The organism is Microlunatus soli, from assembly GCF_900105385.1.
Taxonomy (GTDB): Bacteria; Actinomycetota; Actinomycetes; order Propionibacteriales; family Propionibacteriaceae; genus Microlunatus; species Microlunatus soli.
Genome location: NZ_LT629772.1, coordinates 2,665,760 through 2,678,975, shown reverse-complemented (window position 1 = coordinate 2,678,975; position 13,216 = coordinate 2,665,760). Strand labels below are relative to the sequence as shown.

The 13,216-nt window shown below is 68.8% G+C and carries 13 protein-coding genes; 6 read left to right on the top strand and 7 right to left on the bottom strand.

Annotated elements, in window-relative coordinates:
* Positions 1-64 precede the first annotated feature (64 nt).
* The 3 genes from BLU38_RS12380 (at position 65) to BLU38_RS12370 (ending at position 5,007) form a co-directional block, all read left to right on the top strand.
* Positions 65-2,941: a helix-turn-helix transcriptional regulator gene (locus tag BLU38_RS12380; protein ID WP_091525143.1), complete on the top strand. Its 2,877-nt coding sequence runs from the start codon at positions 65-67 to the stop codon at positions 2,939-2,941.
* Positions 2,942-3,071: 130 nt separating this feature from the next.
* Complete coding sequence (locus tag BLU38_RS12375) at positions 3,072-3,551, top strand: hypothetical protein (protein ID WP_091525140.1); 480 nt, start codon at positions 3,072-3,074, stop codon at positions 3,549-3,551.
* A 1-nt stretch (position 3,552) separates the two neighbouring features.
* Entirely contained in the window at positions 3,553-5,007 is a 1,455-nt protein-coding gene (locus tag BLU38_RS12370) for a multicopper oxidase family protein (RefSeq protein ID WP_172836124.1), read from the top strand.
* 19 nt (positions 5,008-5,026) lie between these two features.
* On the opposite strand, the gene BLU38_RS12365 is transcribed toward BLU38_RS12370, so the two are convergent.
* The 4 genes from BLU38_RS12365 to BLU38_RS12350 form a co-directional block, all read right to left on the bottom strand.
* A complete protein-coding gene (locus BLU38_RS12365; RefSeq protein WP_091525136.1) occupies positions 5,027-5,914 on the bottom strand; it encodes an aminodeoxychorismate lyase in 888 nt (295 codons plus the stop codon).
* Positions 5,915-5,964: 50 nt separating this feature from the next.
* Complete coding sequence (locus BLU38_RS12360; protein ID WP_231920310.1) at positions 5,965-7,293, bottom strand: MFS transporter; 1,329 nt, start codon at positions 7,291-7,293, stop codon at positions 5,965-5,967.
* Positions 7,294-7,406: 113 nt separating this feature from the next.
* Positions 7,407-8,630 (bottom strand): amidohydrolase, encoded by a 1,224-nt coding sequence (locus BLU38_RS12355; protein WP_091525128.1) that lies wholly within the window; start codon positions 8,628-8,630, stop codon positions 7,407-7,409.
* Between the two features lie 81 nt (positions 8,631-8,711).
* Positions 8,712-9,347, bottom strand: a complete 636-nt coding sequence (locus BLU38_RS12350) for a GntR family transcriptional regulator (protein ID WP_091525125.1) — start codon at positions 9,345-9,347, stop codon at positions 8,712-8,714.
* 114 nt (positions 9,348-9,461) lie between these two features.
* On the opposite strand from BLU38_RS12350, the gene BLU38_RS12345 reads away from it, so the two are divergent.
* Genes BLU38_RS12345 through BLU38_RS12335 form a run of 3 tightly spaced genes read left to right on the top strand, consistent with a single transcriptional unit; the run spans position 9,462 to position 10,683 of the window.
* Complete coding sequence (locus tag BLU38_RS12345) at positions 9,462-10,025, top strand: TetR/AcrR family transcriptional regulator (RefSeq protein WP_091525121.1); 564 nt, start codon at positions 9,462-9,464, stop codon at positions 10,023-10,025.
* Positions 10,022-10,372: a DMT family transporter gene (locus tag BLU38_RS12340; RefSeq protein ID WP_091525118.1), complete on the top strand. Its 351-nt coding sequence runs from the start codon at positions 10,022-10,024 to the stop codon at positions 10,370-10,372. Before BLU38_RS12345 ends, BLU38_RS12340 begins: the two co-directional genes overlap by 4 nt.
* Entirely contained in the window at positions 10,369-10,683 is a 315-nt protein-coding gene (locus BLU38_RS12335; RefSeq protein ID WP_091525115.1) for a DMT family transporter, read from the top strand. Before BLU38_RS12340 ends, BLU38_RS12335 begins: the two co-directional genes overlap by 4 nt.
* On the opposite strand, the gene BLU38_RS30880 is transcribed toward BLU38_RS12335, so the two are convergent.
* From BLU38_RS30880 to BLU38_RS12320, 3 genes are all read right to left on the bottom strand, one after another.
* On the bottom strand, positions 10,667-10,918 hold the full coding sequence (locus tag BLU38_RS30880) for a hypothetical protein (RefSeq protein WP_157683414.1): 252 nt from the start codon (positions 10,916-10,918) through the stop codon (positions 10,667-10,669). The two genes, BLU38_RS12335 and BLU38_RS30880, sit on opposite strands and share 17 nt — an antisense overlap.
* 126 nt (positions 10,919-11,044) lie before the next feature.
* Positions 11,045-12,376, bottom strand: coding sequence for an MATE family efflux transporter (locus tag BLU38_RS12325; RefSeq protein WP_091525107.1), 1,332 nt, complete (start codon positions 12,374-12,376; stop codon positions 11,045-11,047).
* Positions 12,377-12,383: 7 nt separating this feature from the next.
* Positions 12,384-13,211, bottom strand: a complete 828-nt coding sequence (locus tag BLU38_RS12320; RefSeq protein ID WP_091532343.1) for a helix-turn-helix domain-containing protein — start codon at positions 13,209-13,211, stop codon at positions 12,384-12,386.
* Between the last annotated feature and the right edge of the window lie 5 nt (positions 13,212-13,216).

Sequence of the window (13,216 nt, the reverse complement as noted above, 5' to 3'; positions counted from 1 at the left end):
TCGGCCTTGAAGTTGATCTTGAAATCCGGCTGCTGACACGGTCGGATGGGTCTACCGTGAAGATATGGATTCGCCGATCGTCGGGCGCGAGTCTGAGGTGCAGCGGATGCGGTCGATCGTGGCTTCCGCTGCGCACGGTCATGGCCACTCGATCGTCGTCCGCGGCGAGGCGGGGATCGGCAAGACCCGGCTCACCGAGGAGTTCGAGGCGCTGGCGCTGGCAGCCGGCCTGCAGGTGAGTCGCGGCCAAGCACTGAACGACCCGGGGATGCCTGTGCTGTGGCCGTGGCGGCGTCCGTTGGCCGACATCCCCGGCGGCCTCTCGCTGATCGACGACGCCCACCCGGTGGAGGTCACCAACGCCGCCGACGCGAGCAACGCGCGATTCCGCTTCCTCTCACAGGTCTCCGATCTGATCATCCGGTCGACGACCGCGCCCGGTCGGATGCTGATCCTGGAGGACCTGCACTGGGCCGACGAGCTGAGCTGTGCCCTGCTGCGGCAGCTGGTCCTCGCCCTGCGGTCCGCGCCGCTGGTCCTGGTGCTCACCCAGCGTGTCCCACAGATCCCCAGCTCCGGGCACGCGGACGACACGATCGCCGAGCTGGTCGGCCGGTCCGGCACCGATGTGATCCGGCTCGGCGGCTTGCACAGCCGTCAGGTCGAGCAATGGTTCGCAAGGCTGCAAGGGATCTCACCCAAGGTCGGCCAGCAGGTGGCCGCGGCGATCACCGACTCCGACGGCGCGAATCCGCTGCACGTCCGGCTGGTCGGTGAGGCGCTGCAGCGCAACCCGAGCGCTGATCCTGCCGACCTCGATCTTCAGGATCTGCGCCGTTTGGTCGGCCAACAGCTGGCAACCCTTCCCGTCGAGGTCCGCCACACGCTGCGGGCCGCCGCGATGATCAACGACCGGATCCTGCCCGGACTGCTGGCCAGGATCGCCGAACGCGACCGGTCCGCGGTCGAAGCAGACATCGACCTGGCGGTCCAGGCGGGCATCCTGCGCCAGGCGCCGGGCGATGAGGCCTACACCTTCGTGCACGTCCTGGTCCGCGACGCCGTCCGCGCCGATCTCTGCTCGGCCGAGCGCCGCGAATATCACTTCCGGGCCGCGACCGCCATTGCCGAGACCCCTCACGCAGAACGCTTCGCCGGCCTGATCGCCCGGCACTGGCTGCTCAGTGGCCGTCCCGACGCCGACCAGCAGGCGCTGACCTGGCTCCGTCGCGCCGCTACCGGCGCCGGTGTCCGGCAGGACCTGGACACTGCCCTGGACGCCTGGGGTCAGGCGCTCGCCGCTGCCGAGCGGCTCGGCCTGTACGAGGTCTGCGGATGGTTGCACATCGACCGGGCTCGCGCCCGCTTCTGCGCCGGCAAGATCAACGAGTCGCTCGCCGACAGTGCGGCGGCGGTCGAACTGGCGCACCAGGTCGGAGATCCCGAGATGGCCGCCCGAGCGGCCCTGGTGGTTGCCGGCGTCGGCGGGGTCGAGCCGTCGGCCATGATCGAACGGCTCTGCGACGACGCGCTGGCACTGATGCCCGATCCGCCGACCGACCCGAATCATCGCCATCTGACCTCACGGATGCTGTCCCGGCGTGCGCAGACGCTGGTGTTCCGTGACCTGCCACGAGCCCGCGAGCTGAGCCGAACGGCGCTCGGGATGGTGGACGACGGTTGCGCCGATGCGGTCCTCGACGCGGTGGCCGCACGGCATCTCGCCCTGAGCACGCCGGGCCGGCTGTCCGACCGGGTGACGCTGGCCCAGCGGGCGATCGGCGTCGGCACCACCGCCCACCAGCCGCTCGGTCCGGCCTGGGGACACATCTGGATGTTCGAGGCCGCGATGCAGCGTGGCGACCTGGACCGGGCGGACCGCGAGATCCACGCCCTGCAACGGATCGTGGCCGCCGACGAGTGGCCGATGGCCCGCTGGCACCTGCTCCGGGAACGCGCCTGTCGGGCGGCGCTGATCGGCGAATTGGACGCCGCGGAGAGGGCGGCGGCGGAGGCGGGCGCCCTGGCCACCGACCTGGCCGATCACAGCATCCAACATCTGCACCAGGGCTTCCGGGCCGAGCTCGGCTTCATCCGCGAGACGTTGCCCGACGACCTGGTGTCGGAGAGTCTGACAACCTTTACCCAGGCCGCCGGCACCGACCCGATCCCCTCGCTGATGGTGGTGCGGCTGTTGCTGCACTCCGGCAGCGTCGACGCGGCACGGATCGCCTACCAGCCGTGGCGGGAGATGATCATCGACGGCAGCCGTCGCCCGGCCGATGCGCCGGCTTGGCAGACGCCGCTGCTGTGGCACGGTGAGATCGCCGTCGGCCTGGGTGATACCGAAGCCTCCGAAGCGGCGTACCAGGAAATGATCACCGATCCGGGGCCGTATCGCGGAGACGGTTCGGGGTTGATCATCAGCACCGGTGCGCTGGCCCGACACACTGCCGACCTGGCGCTGGCCACCGGACGTGTAAGGGAAGCGATTTCCCTGCACCGATTGGGAATCAGCCAGAACCTGAAGATCGGTGCCGTCCCTTTTGTCGCGCTCGGCCGGCTCGGTTTGGCCGAGGCGCTGCTGGCCGCGGCGTCCGAGGCGCCCAGCGGATCGGGGCAAACGATCGCCGGTCTGGACGAGGCGGGTGTCTTGTTGGGCTCGGCGATCACCGTCTTCGACAGGCTGCAGATGTCCGGTGCGCTCGCCCGGGCCCGGCGACTCCGGCTGTCCCTGCTGGCCAGACCGGTCACGCAGTTGACGCCGCGTGAGACCGAGATCGCCCGATTGGTCGCCGAAGCACAGTCCAACCGGGAGATCGCTCGCCGACTGGTGGTCTCGGAGCGGACCGTGGAAAGCCATGTCCGCAACGCCTTGGCCAAGGTCGGTGCCGAGACCCGAACCGGGTTGGCTGCCTGGGTGCTCCGGCAGAACCGATGATCGTTGCCCAGCCGTCGGCACCAGACCGAAGAGTTCCGTACTAGCACTGAGGCACTGCAGGACGCCGCCGGTTAGATTTTGCTGGCCGGGTCGGGGGCTCGGCCGTCAAAGGGGGTTCACCATGCGCGTTGTGTATCGCGTGTTTGCCATGATCATCTGCGCCGCCGTCGCATTCCAAGCCGCAGTCATCGTCTGGGGATTCGCCGGCCTGGGAGTCTGGGTCGAGGGTGGTGGCGTGCTGGACAAGGCCGCCATGGAGTCCGAGGGTCCGCCACCGTTTCCTGAGGTGATGGGCCTGATGCTGCACGGGCAGAACGGGATGATGGTCATCCCGATCATCGCGCTGCTGTTCCTGATCGTCTCGTTCTTCGCTCGCGCTCCGCATGGCAGGACGCTGGCGCTCGTGGTCGTGGGGCTCACCGCGTTGCAGATCTTCCTCGGGCTGTCGCTGCACAGCGCGCCCATTGCCGGACTGTTCCACGGGATCAACGCACTGCTGTTGTTCAGCACCGCACTGCTGGCCTTCCTGATGGCCCGCACCGGACTCGGGCCGCGGCACCGCGGAGATGAGGCCAGCACGCAGGATCATCGGGTCGGGGTCGAAGTCTGAGATGCGGATCAGGGCAGTCATCGGACTGCTCGCCGGCGCAGTGCTGCTGGGGATCGTCGGGGTGATGTGGTTCGGCAGCCTCGCTCCTCGAGAGCTGTCAGCGGCCACGATGGGGGAGATGGACACCGGCAGCGGGCGGCCGGCCGGGGCCAGTGGCCACGAGGGACACGGAAGCAGCCCGCTCGGCGGTGCGGCCGGCGGACACCATCACGGGGGTGTGGTGTCCGTCGACCAACTCGTCGCACGCCCCGGTAATCCCGATCGGAGCTTCACCCTGCGCGCCGAGCAGGTCGGCCCGCACCGCTATCTGGTCAACGGCCGGACGCCGGGCCCCGAACTGCGGGTCCGGCACGGTGATCTGGTCCAGGTGACCCTGATCAACGTCTCGGTCGTCGCCGGCGTGACGTTGCACTGGCACGGCGTCGACGTGCCCAACGCCGCCGACGGTGTCGCCGGTGTCACCCAGGACGCGGTGCCGATCGGCGGTCGCTATGTCTACCGTTTCGTCGCCGACCGGGCCGGCACCTTCTGGTATCACTCCCACCAGTTGTCACACGAGCAGGTGATCGGTGGCCTGTTCGGTGCGCTGGTCGTCCGGCCACGCCATCCGGAGCGGAACGTGCTGGACAGGGTCGCCACCACGCATCTGTATCAAGGTCGGCGAACGATCAACGGCCGTACCCAGCCGATGAAGATCACGGTGCCTGCAGGGCAACGGCTTCGGCTGCGGTTGATCAACACCGACAACGGGCCGGTCCCGGTCCAGGTCGGCGGCACCCCGTTCCGACTGCTCGCGACCGACGGCAGCGACATCGTCGGACCGACCGACGTCATCGACCGATCGGTGACCCTGACCGCTGGTGGGCGGATCGACCTGGAACTCCCCGCAACCCCTGCCACAGTAGGGATCTCCGGGGTCGGTTGGGTCGAGATCAACGGCGGCGCCGAGCTGCCACGCGGTAGCCGACCGGAGCTGGACCTGCTGAGCTACGGCCGGCACGCCGAGGTCGGACTGGCGACGGCCGCAGTGGACCGACACTTCGACTACGACCTCGGACGACGGCCCGGGTTCGTCGACGGTCGGCCGGGGCTGTGGTGGACGATCAACGGTAAGATGTGGCCGCACCTCCCGATGTTCATGGTCAGCGAAGGTGATGTCGTCCGGATGAGCATCGTCAACCACAGCGGCGACGTCCATCCGATGCATCTGCACGGTCACCGGGTCCTGGTGCTGTCCCGCAACGGGATCGGATCGACCGGCAGCCCGTGGTGGGCCGATTCGCTCAACGTCCGGGACGGCGAGAGCTACGAGATCGCCTTCCGGGCAGACAATCCGGGCATCTGGATGGATCATTGCCACAACCTGAAGCACGCCGCGGACGGGCTGGTCGCCCACCTGATGTATGAGGGTGTCGACACTCCGTACCGGATCGATCGGCACAACGAGCCGGAATGATCACCGGCTCGCGCACCGTTCAGGAGTCGCGGGACTGCAGCCGCTTCAACAGGGTCTGGGTGAGCTCCGGGTCGTGCGGGATCTGCTGCCCGTCGAGGCTGATGATCGGCGCGATCTGCTGGCCGCTGGAGACCAGCCACAGACCGTCGGCCGAGGTCAGCTCTTCGCTACGCAGGTAGCGATAGTCGGCGGTGTAGCCGAGGTCGGTGACGATGCCGAACAGGGCGTGCTGCGTCGTGCCCTCGAGGATGCCCTGGTCGGTCCGCGGGGTGACGAAGGTGTCGCCGGTGCGGATGATCACCGTCGAGCTCGGCCCCTCCAGGACGTAGCCGTCGGTGCTGAGGAAGATCACGTCCTCTGCGCCGCGCCGTGCCGCCTCGCGGAGCACCGCCTTGTTGACCGCGTAGGACAGCGTCTTGGCGCCCTGCAACAGCCAGGGTGAGGTCTGGGCGATGTCGTGCCGGTAGCCCCGGTCCAGGGTGACGACCGCGATCCCGTCGAGTCGGCGCGGGCTGTAGTCCTCGCCGATGAAGCCGTAGGCCCAGGCCGTCGGCCGGCCAGTGCCTTCGACACCGCGGGTGACGATCAGCTTGACCAGCAGTTCGTCGTCGGGATGCTCGGCGACGGCCAACCGGACCGCGCGTTCCAGCGCTTCAAGATCAAGTTCGGGCAGATCCAGCAACACCGCGGAATTGAGCAACCGACGCAGGTGCGGCTCCATCGCCTGAATGTCCCCGCCGACAACGCCGAAGGTCTCGAAGATGCCGTCGCCGCGGGTGACGCCGAGGTCGGACACCAGCACCTGGGGCTGGTCCGGGTCGGCGAGTCGTAGTCGACCGGCGTGCTCGGGCGTGCCCGGAGGCAACGGGGTGGCCGGGTCGACGATCACCAATGTGGACTTGCTCATCGAGGCACCGTTCCTTCGCGTACGGGAGTTCGCGTCGAGCCTCGATTCAATCACGCCGGCATGCCGGGAGCGGCATCGATCTCGCCGTCCGGTGGCTCCTGCGTTGTCTCGCTCGGCGCGTTCCCGTCCTCGATCCCGCTGTACGGCAGCAGGTTCGGGACCCGGAACGCCAACGTCGTCAGGAACGCGATCAGCAACAGAGCACAGCCGAACGTGGTCCAGCCGACGCCGAGGCGTTCGGCGATCACGCCGAGCAGCAGCGAGGACAGCGGCATGATGCCGATCGCGAGTTCCTGCAGGCCGAGGGCGCGACCGTGTAGCGCAGGTTCGGTGGTCATCAACAGCAGTGTGGTCTGCAACACACCGAAGGCCGCGCTGGCCAGTCCGATCCCGGCCATCGCGACGAAGGACACCGCCGGATGATGGGACAGGGCGAAGATCGCCCACATCGCCGCCCAGCAAGCGGTTCCGATCACGAACACGCCGCCCTTGGCGCGGAAGTCGCCCATTCCGGCGATGATCAGCGCACCGACCAGACCGCCGACTCCGCCGCAGGTCAGCAGGGCGCCCAGGCCGGCCGCGTCCAGACCCAGTTGTTCGTCGGCGAACACCGGCATGAAGGCCTGGTAGATCGGCCACAACAGCGTGTTCGCTGCCAGGGTGACCAGCAGCACCGCCGAGGCCAGCCGGTTGCGGGTGATGGCCCGGATCCCTCCGGTCACCATCGCCAGGGTGGACTCGGTCGAGCGGTGCACGGCCGCACCCAGCCCACGCAGCGGAAGCAGCAGGACCAGCGAGATCGCGTACCAACCGGTGGAGATCCACAACGCCGCCGCCGCGCCGACGGTGCTGATCATCGCGCCACCGATCGCCGGTCCGAACACCTGGGTCATGTTCATCGCCAGCGCGTTCAGTGCGTTGGCGTTGCTGAGGTTGCGGCGGCCGACCAGTTCCAACACCAGCGACGCCCGAGCCGGCTGCGACGGTGACTGGGCCAGACCGATCGCGAAGCCGCCGATCACCAAGGCCCAATAGGGCACCGTTGCCACCGACGCCAGCGCGGCAACCCCGGCAACGGCGATCATCGCCCAGCCGGCTGCCAGGATCAGCAACCGGACACGATTGTGTCGATCGGCGAACGCCCCGGCGAACGGACCGATCAGCAGCGGTGCCAGCCGGGCCGCGGTGAAGATCGCCACCTTCATCTCCGAGCCGGTGATCTGGAACGCCATCCAGCCCAGCACCAGGGTCTGCGACCAGGCGCCGGCGAAGAAGAACAGATTGGAGACCCAGAGCAGGGCGAACGGACGATTGCCTCGCAGCGAGGCGGCCGCCGCCAGCAGCCCAGGACGACGTTTCACCTCAGTTGTGCTCGGCACGATCGGTGACTACTTCCCTTCTCCTCAACGTTTCCTCGGGTCCTGGGGCGTCGAAGCGTCGGATCCGATGTGGTCACGGTCCCTCGACAAACGCAGCTCTCATTGTGCAGTGATCAGATCAGCACCTTGCCGGCGCGGGTGACAACCCGGCCCGCGGCGACGACGAGTTCGCGGCGCGGCGCCCGGATCAGCGCATCCTGGACGTTCTCGGCGTCCAGCAGTACCACGTCCCCGCGGCTGCCGACGGTCAGGTCGTGCTGCTCGCGATGGACGAAGCCGGCTGCCCGACTGGTGGCCAGCTCGACGGCGTAGGCGATGTCCTCGTCGGTGCGGATGCCGTGCAGCCGGGCGAAGTTGTTGGCGACCCGCAGGATGTCCCCGTCGCCGTACGGGGACCAGAGATCGCGGATGCCGTCGGTGCCGAGGCCGACACCGATGCCCAGCTCCCGCAGCTGGCGCCAGGGCAGCGGCCGGGATCCGACCGGGGCAACGGTGGTCCACGTGATCCCGGCGTCGGCCAGACCGGCCAACAGCTCGCCGCGTTGACTGTCCGGCACCTCCCCGAGGGCGAAGCCGTGCGAGATGTTGATCTTGTTGCGCAGTCCGCTGCGCCGGACCCGGTCGATGATCAACTCGTACTGGAAGATGCCCAGCTGGCCACCGTCGTGCAGATGGATGTCGATGCCTACGCCGTGCCGTTCGGCGATCTCGAACAAGCCGTCGAGCTGGGCGACCGGGTCACGGTCGATCGATGCCGGATCCAGGCCGCCGATGTTGGCCGCGCCGCCGGCCGCAGCCTTGTCCAGCAGCTCCAGGACGCCCGGTCGTCGGATCACGCCGTCCTGCGGAAAGGCGACGACCTCGATCTCGACCGCACCGCCCAGCGCTTCGGCCGCCTGCTGGACGACCTCGATCCCGCGCAGCCCGACTCCAAGATCGACATCGACATGGGTGCGGACCAGCGTTGTGCCGTGCCGGAGGAACTCGCGGAGTACGGCCTGGGTCGAGTCCGGGTTGGGGATGCCGTACTTGTCGCGTTCGGCACGTTCGTGAGCGATCCGGCCCTGTGTCGTCGGCCGGCCGCCGTAGGACACCCACGGCTGTCCCCACCAGCTCTTGTCGACGTGCGCGTGCGTGTTCACCAGACCGGGGAGTGCCAGCAGCCCGCGGCCGTCGATCCGGCTGGCATCGGCCGCCGCGACGGACGACATCGCGCCGTCGGCCGAGCCGGTCAGCTCGGCGGTCGGTGCGATATCGGAGATCACGCCGTCGACGATCGTCAAGTCGACGGGGTCGGCTCCCCAGGGGCGAATGTTGGCAACGGTCAGCTTGGGCACTCCAAGATGGTATACCGAACTATCGAGCGATCACGATTCGACTGCCGGCTGGCTCCGAACGGCCGCTGGACGGGCGCGAGCTCAGTTGCCGTGAGCCTGGGCCGCCAGCCGTGCGCTGCTGCGCAGGTGTTCGGCAACCAGCTCGTCGATCGCGACGGTGTCTCGCGCCGTGATCGCGTCGTACAGCTCCTGATGCTCCTGTGCAACGGCCAGTAGGTCGTCGTGTTGCACCAGCAGCCACCGCAGCCGGCTGCGCAGGGTGCGATGCAACTCCTGCAGCAGATCGTTGGCCGACAGCTCGGCGACCACGTCGTGGAAGTCGGCAGCGGCGCGTCGTGCGAGCCGCGCCTCGCCGTCCCGGGCGGCCTGCCACTCGCGGTCCAGAACGGCACGCAGTCGCTGCTGTCCTTCGCGGGTGGCGCGGGTCGCGGCGAGCCGGAAGGTCAGCCCCTCGAACGCCGATCGGACCTCGATCAGGTCGGCGACATCGGCGGCACTGAACTCGCGGACGACCGCCCAGGTCCGGGGTCGAGGTGTGACCAGTCCTTCGGCGACCAACTCGCGGAGGGCGTCGCGGACCGGGATCCGACTGACCCCCAGTTCGGCGGCGATCTCCCGCTCGACAAGCTTGCTGCCCGGGGCACGCAGTCCGTCGATGATCTCGTCTCGCACCTGCCGGACCACCCGCTCCGAATGCGCTTCGAACTCTTCGGTCATCGGCCTCACCCTCCAAATGGACTACCATTCTACGGCTCCGGTCGGCCCGACGCAGTAGGCGGCGGGCGAGGTCGCGGCTCGATCGCTTTACCTTCCGAATGGTAAAGTCGTGACGTGGCACGTGATACCCGGGACCGAATCCTGCTGGCTGCCAAGGAACTGGCCGAGGAGAACTCCTCGGTGCAGGGCGTGACGGTTTCCCTGGAGTCGGTGGCGCAGCGGGCCGGGCTGACCAAGCCGGGGCTGATGTACTACTTCCCCAGCAAGGAAGCGTTGATGGTCGGCCTGGTCGAGCATGCGGCGCAGCATTGGGACCAGTTGCTCCGGGACTGTACGGGCAGCACACCGGACGCGTTGACGCCGTGTGAGCGGTATCGCGCCTATGTGACGGTGGCAACCACGGCGGAGGTGTCGCGGGCCGACTACTGGATCTTCTCCGACGCCCTCTACAAACCGACGCTGACCGCGGCCTGGCGGCCCCATCTCGGCCCGTGGTTCGCCACCGACGGCGCGCCACCCGCCGCGACGGCGTTGTTGACAACAGCCCGCTTCTGCGCGGACGGTGCCTGGATGTCCGAGGCGACCGGGGTCTTCCCGGCAGCGGACCTGGGTGCGGTGCGCTCGCACGCCTTGGCTCTGGTCGATCAGGCGGCGGCCGCGACGAAGGACGCACCATGAAGTCGTGGCTGTTGCTGTTCGGCGCCATCCTCGGTGAGGTCATCGGCACCGTGCTGCTGCGCGCCGCCATCGATCACCCCCAATTGATCTTGGGGGTCGTGTTCAGCTACCTGGCAGCGTTCGCCCTTCTCGGGCGCGCTCTTCGCTCGGGTATGCGGCTGGCGATCGCCTACGGCATCTGGGGCGCCGCCGGCGTCGCAGTCACCGCACTGCTCGGTGGGTTGATCTTCGGTGAAGTCCTCAGCGCGACATCGGTGATCGGCCTCGGGATGGTCGTCGCGGGCGCGTTCGTGGTCGAGACCGGGTCCATCCAGCGGGCCCGACCCGGTCCGGGAACCACAGCATGAGCTGGGTGTGGCTGGCGGCGGCCGTTGCCGCCGAGATCGCCGCCACGCTCAGCCTGCGTGCCGCCGCGACCTCTCCGCGGCGAGCCTGGTTGATCCCTGTCGGTGCCGGGTACGGGTTGGCCTTCCTGTTCCTTGCGTTCACCCTGCGCACCGGCCTGCCCGTCGCTGTGGCGTACGGGATCTGGACCGCTGCCGGCATCGCACTGGTTGCCGTGCTCGCCCGCGCCATCTGGAAAGAGCCGTTGACCAAACGGATGATCGCCGGTATCGCCCTGATCATCGGCGGTGTCGTCCTCATCGAGCTCGGATAAGCGAGGCGGCGCGTTCGACATGGACCTCGGATTCAACGGACATCAAGCGAACCGACCGGTTGCGGGCGTTGACCTGAACGATGCCATTGCTCGCGTCTGCCGCGACCTCGACCTGTTGTCCGATCAGGTCGACGCACTCCAACGACTCTGCCGCGATCCGGGGTTGCGCGAGGCCCTGGTGATCGAAGACGGTCCGTTCGCCGGGGACGCTCCGGCAGCGCTCGACACCGCGCACTCCTGGCTCCGACGCAGCAGGCTGATGATTCACCTCACCGCGCGTCCCCTGGCCAACGCGCACATTGCACTGGGCGGACTCTCGAGTCCGCCCGAAGACCCGTGACCCGGCCGCCGGTCTGCTCGATCAGCGGGCGCCGGTCCGCATCCACCGGGTGCCTCGGGCGCGGACGACCAGGGTGATCATCCGGGCCAGCATGAAGCAGCCGAAGGCCAGCCACAGCCACACCAGCCCGGCGCCGGTGGCATGCACTCCAATCGCCAACGGCAGATAGGCGAGCATCGCGATCAGGCCGGCGAGCGCGAGGTAGCGGCCGTCGCCGGCGCCGATCAGGACGCCGTCCAGGACGAACACCACGCCGGCAATGGGCGTGCAACAGGCGACCACCAACAGCACCCGGAACAACAGCTCCTGGACAGCGGGGTCGGGGGAGAACAGCTGGTCGTACAACGGTCGCGCGACCGCGACGATGACACCGAAGACCAGGCCGGCACCGATGCCCCAGCCGATCATCCGCCCGGTCAGTCTGCGGACCATGATCACATTCCCGGCGCCGAGGTAGCGCCCGATCACAGCCTGCGCGGCGATCGCCAGCGCGTCCAGGGCAAACGCCAGGAACGTCCACAGGCTGTTCACCACCTGGTGGGTCGCCAGCGCCACCGCGCCGATCCCGGCGGCCACGGCGGTCGTCACGGTGATCGAGAGTTGCAGGGTTGCCGTGCGCAGCATCAGCCAGAAGCCGGCGCGGGCCGCGTGCAGGATGCCGTACGGCCGGAAATTGATCTTGGTGCCGTGTCGACGGGCTGCCCGGATCACCACCACCGAAAGGAATACCGCGCTCGCGGTCTGAGCGATCAGACTGCCGGTCGCCGATCCGGCGATGCCGAGGTGCAGGCCGTAGACCAACAGCACGTTGAGTCCGATGTTGATCAGATTGCAGCTGATCGCCACCACCAGCGGGGTCTTGGTGTCCTGCAGTCCGCGGAGGACTCCGGTGGAGGCCAACAGCAACAACACCGACGGCAGGCCGCAGGCCGCGACCCGGAGGTAGTGCTCTGCCGCCGTGGCCACAGCCGGGCCGGCGCCGTACCAACCGATCACGGTCGGCAGCAGCAGCTGGAGCAGCAGGCACAGTGCGGCGCCGAGCAGCACGGCGAGCGCCATCCCGTCGATGCCGCCGGCCAGCGCGGCCTGTTTGTCACCGGCGCCGAGCCGGCGGGCCACCGTGCCGGTGGTGCCGTAGGCGAGGAAGATGCTCAGCCCGGTCAGGATGCCGAGCAGGTTGCCGGCGATACCGAGACCGGCGAGCTGGGTGGTGCCGAGGTGCCCGATGATCGCCGAGTCGGCCAGCAGCAGCGCCGGTTCCGACACCAGGGTGGCGAACGCGGGCACCGCCAGGGCGAGGATCTCCCGGTCGACGGAGCGGTTGGACGGTCGGACTCCGTCGGCAGCAGACATTTGCCTCCTATCCTGCCGCACGACCGTCCGTTCGATTCGCCCGGGAGTGCGGCCTGGCCCGTCCCGGGGTGCTGCCGAGCACGCGGCGGAAGACGTCGATGAACGCACTGGGCGTCGACCAGCCCGTGGCCCGGGCCACCGCCGTCACGGTCTCGCCCTCGGCGAGCAGCCGCAGCGCACGGTGCAATCGGATCTGGGTCCGCCACTGTGGCAGCGTCATGGCGAGTTGATCACGGCAGAGTCGGGACAGCGTACGGTCGCTGCACCCGCATCGGCGGGCGAGCTCCCGCATCGACGTCAGCTCGGGCTGCTCGGCCAGGATGGCGGCAGCCCGGAGCAGTCGGTCGTCGGTCGGCGTCGGCAGTTGCAGGCTGCGCTCGGTCGCCGGTTGGAGTTGATCAAGGAGCACCGAGCGCAGCCGTCGGCGGGCCGGTGACTCCTGCGGATCGCCGTCCACATAGCTGAGCAGCAGCTCGCGCAGCAGCGGGCCGACCTCGAGGACGGCCGGCGTGCTCAGCCCGAGCACCCCAGCGCCGATGCCCGTATCGCCCGCCGCATGGCCCGGCCCGGCGGCGGCTTCCTCGTCGACCGGCAGTCCGACGGTGTACAGCACAGTGTCGCCGTAGGCCCGATGCTGATGCACGGTGCCGGCCGGGATCCAGATCGCCCGGCTGGTCGGCGCCACCCAGACGCCGGCATCGGTCTGCACCGACAGCACCCCTCGGCCGGCGTAGACGATCTGGTGTTGATCATGAAAATGCGGATCGACCGTGGTGCCTCCGGGCAGCGGCCGGGCTCGCGTGGGTGCGATCGCCTGATGGCGGAATTCCGACACAGTTG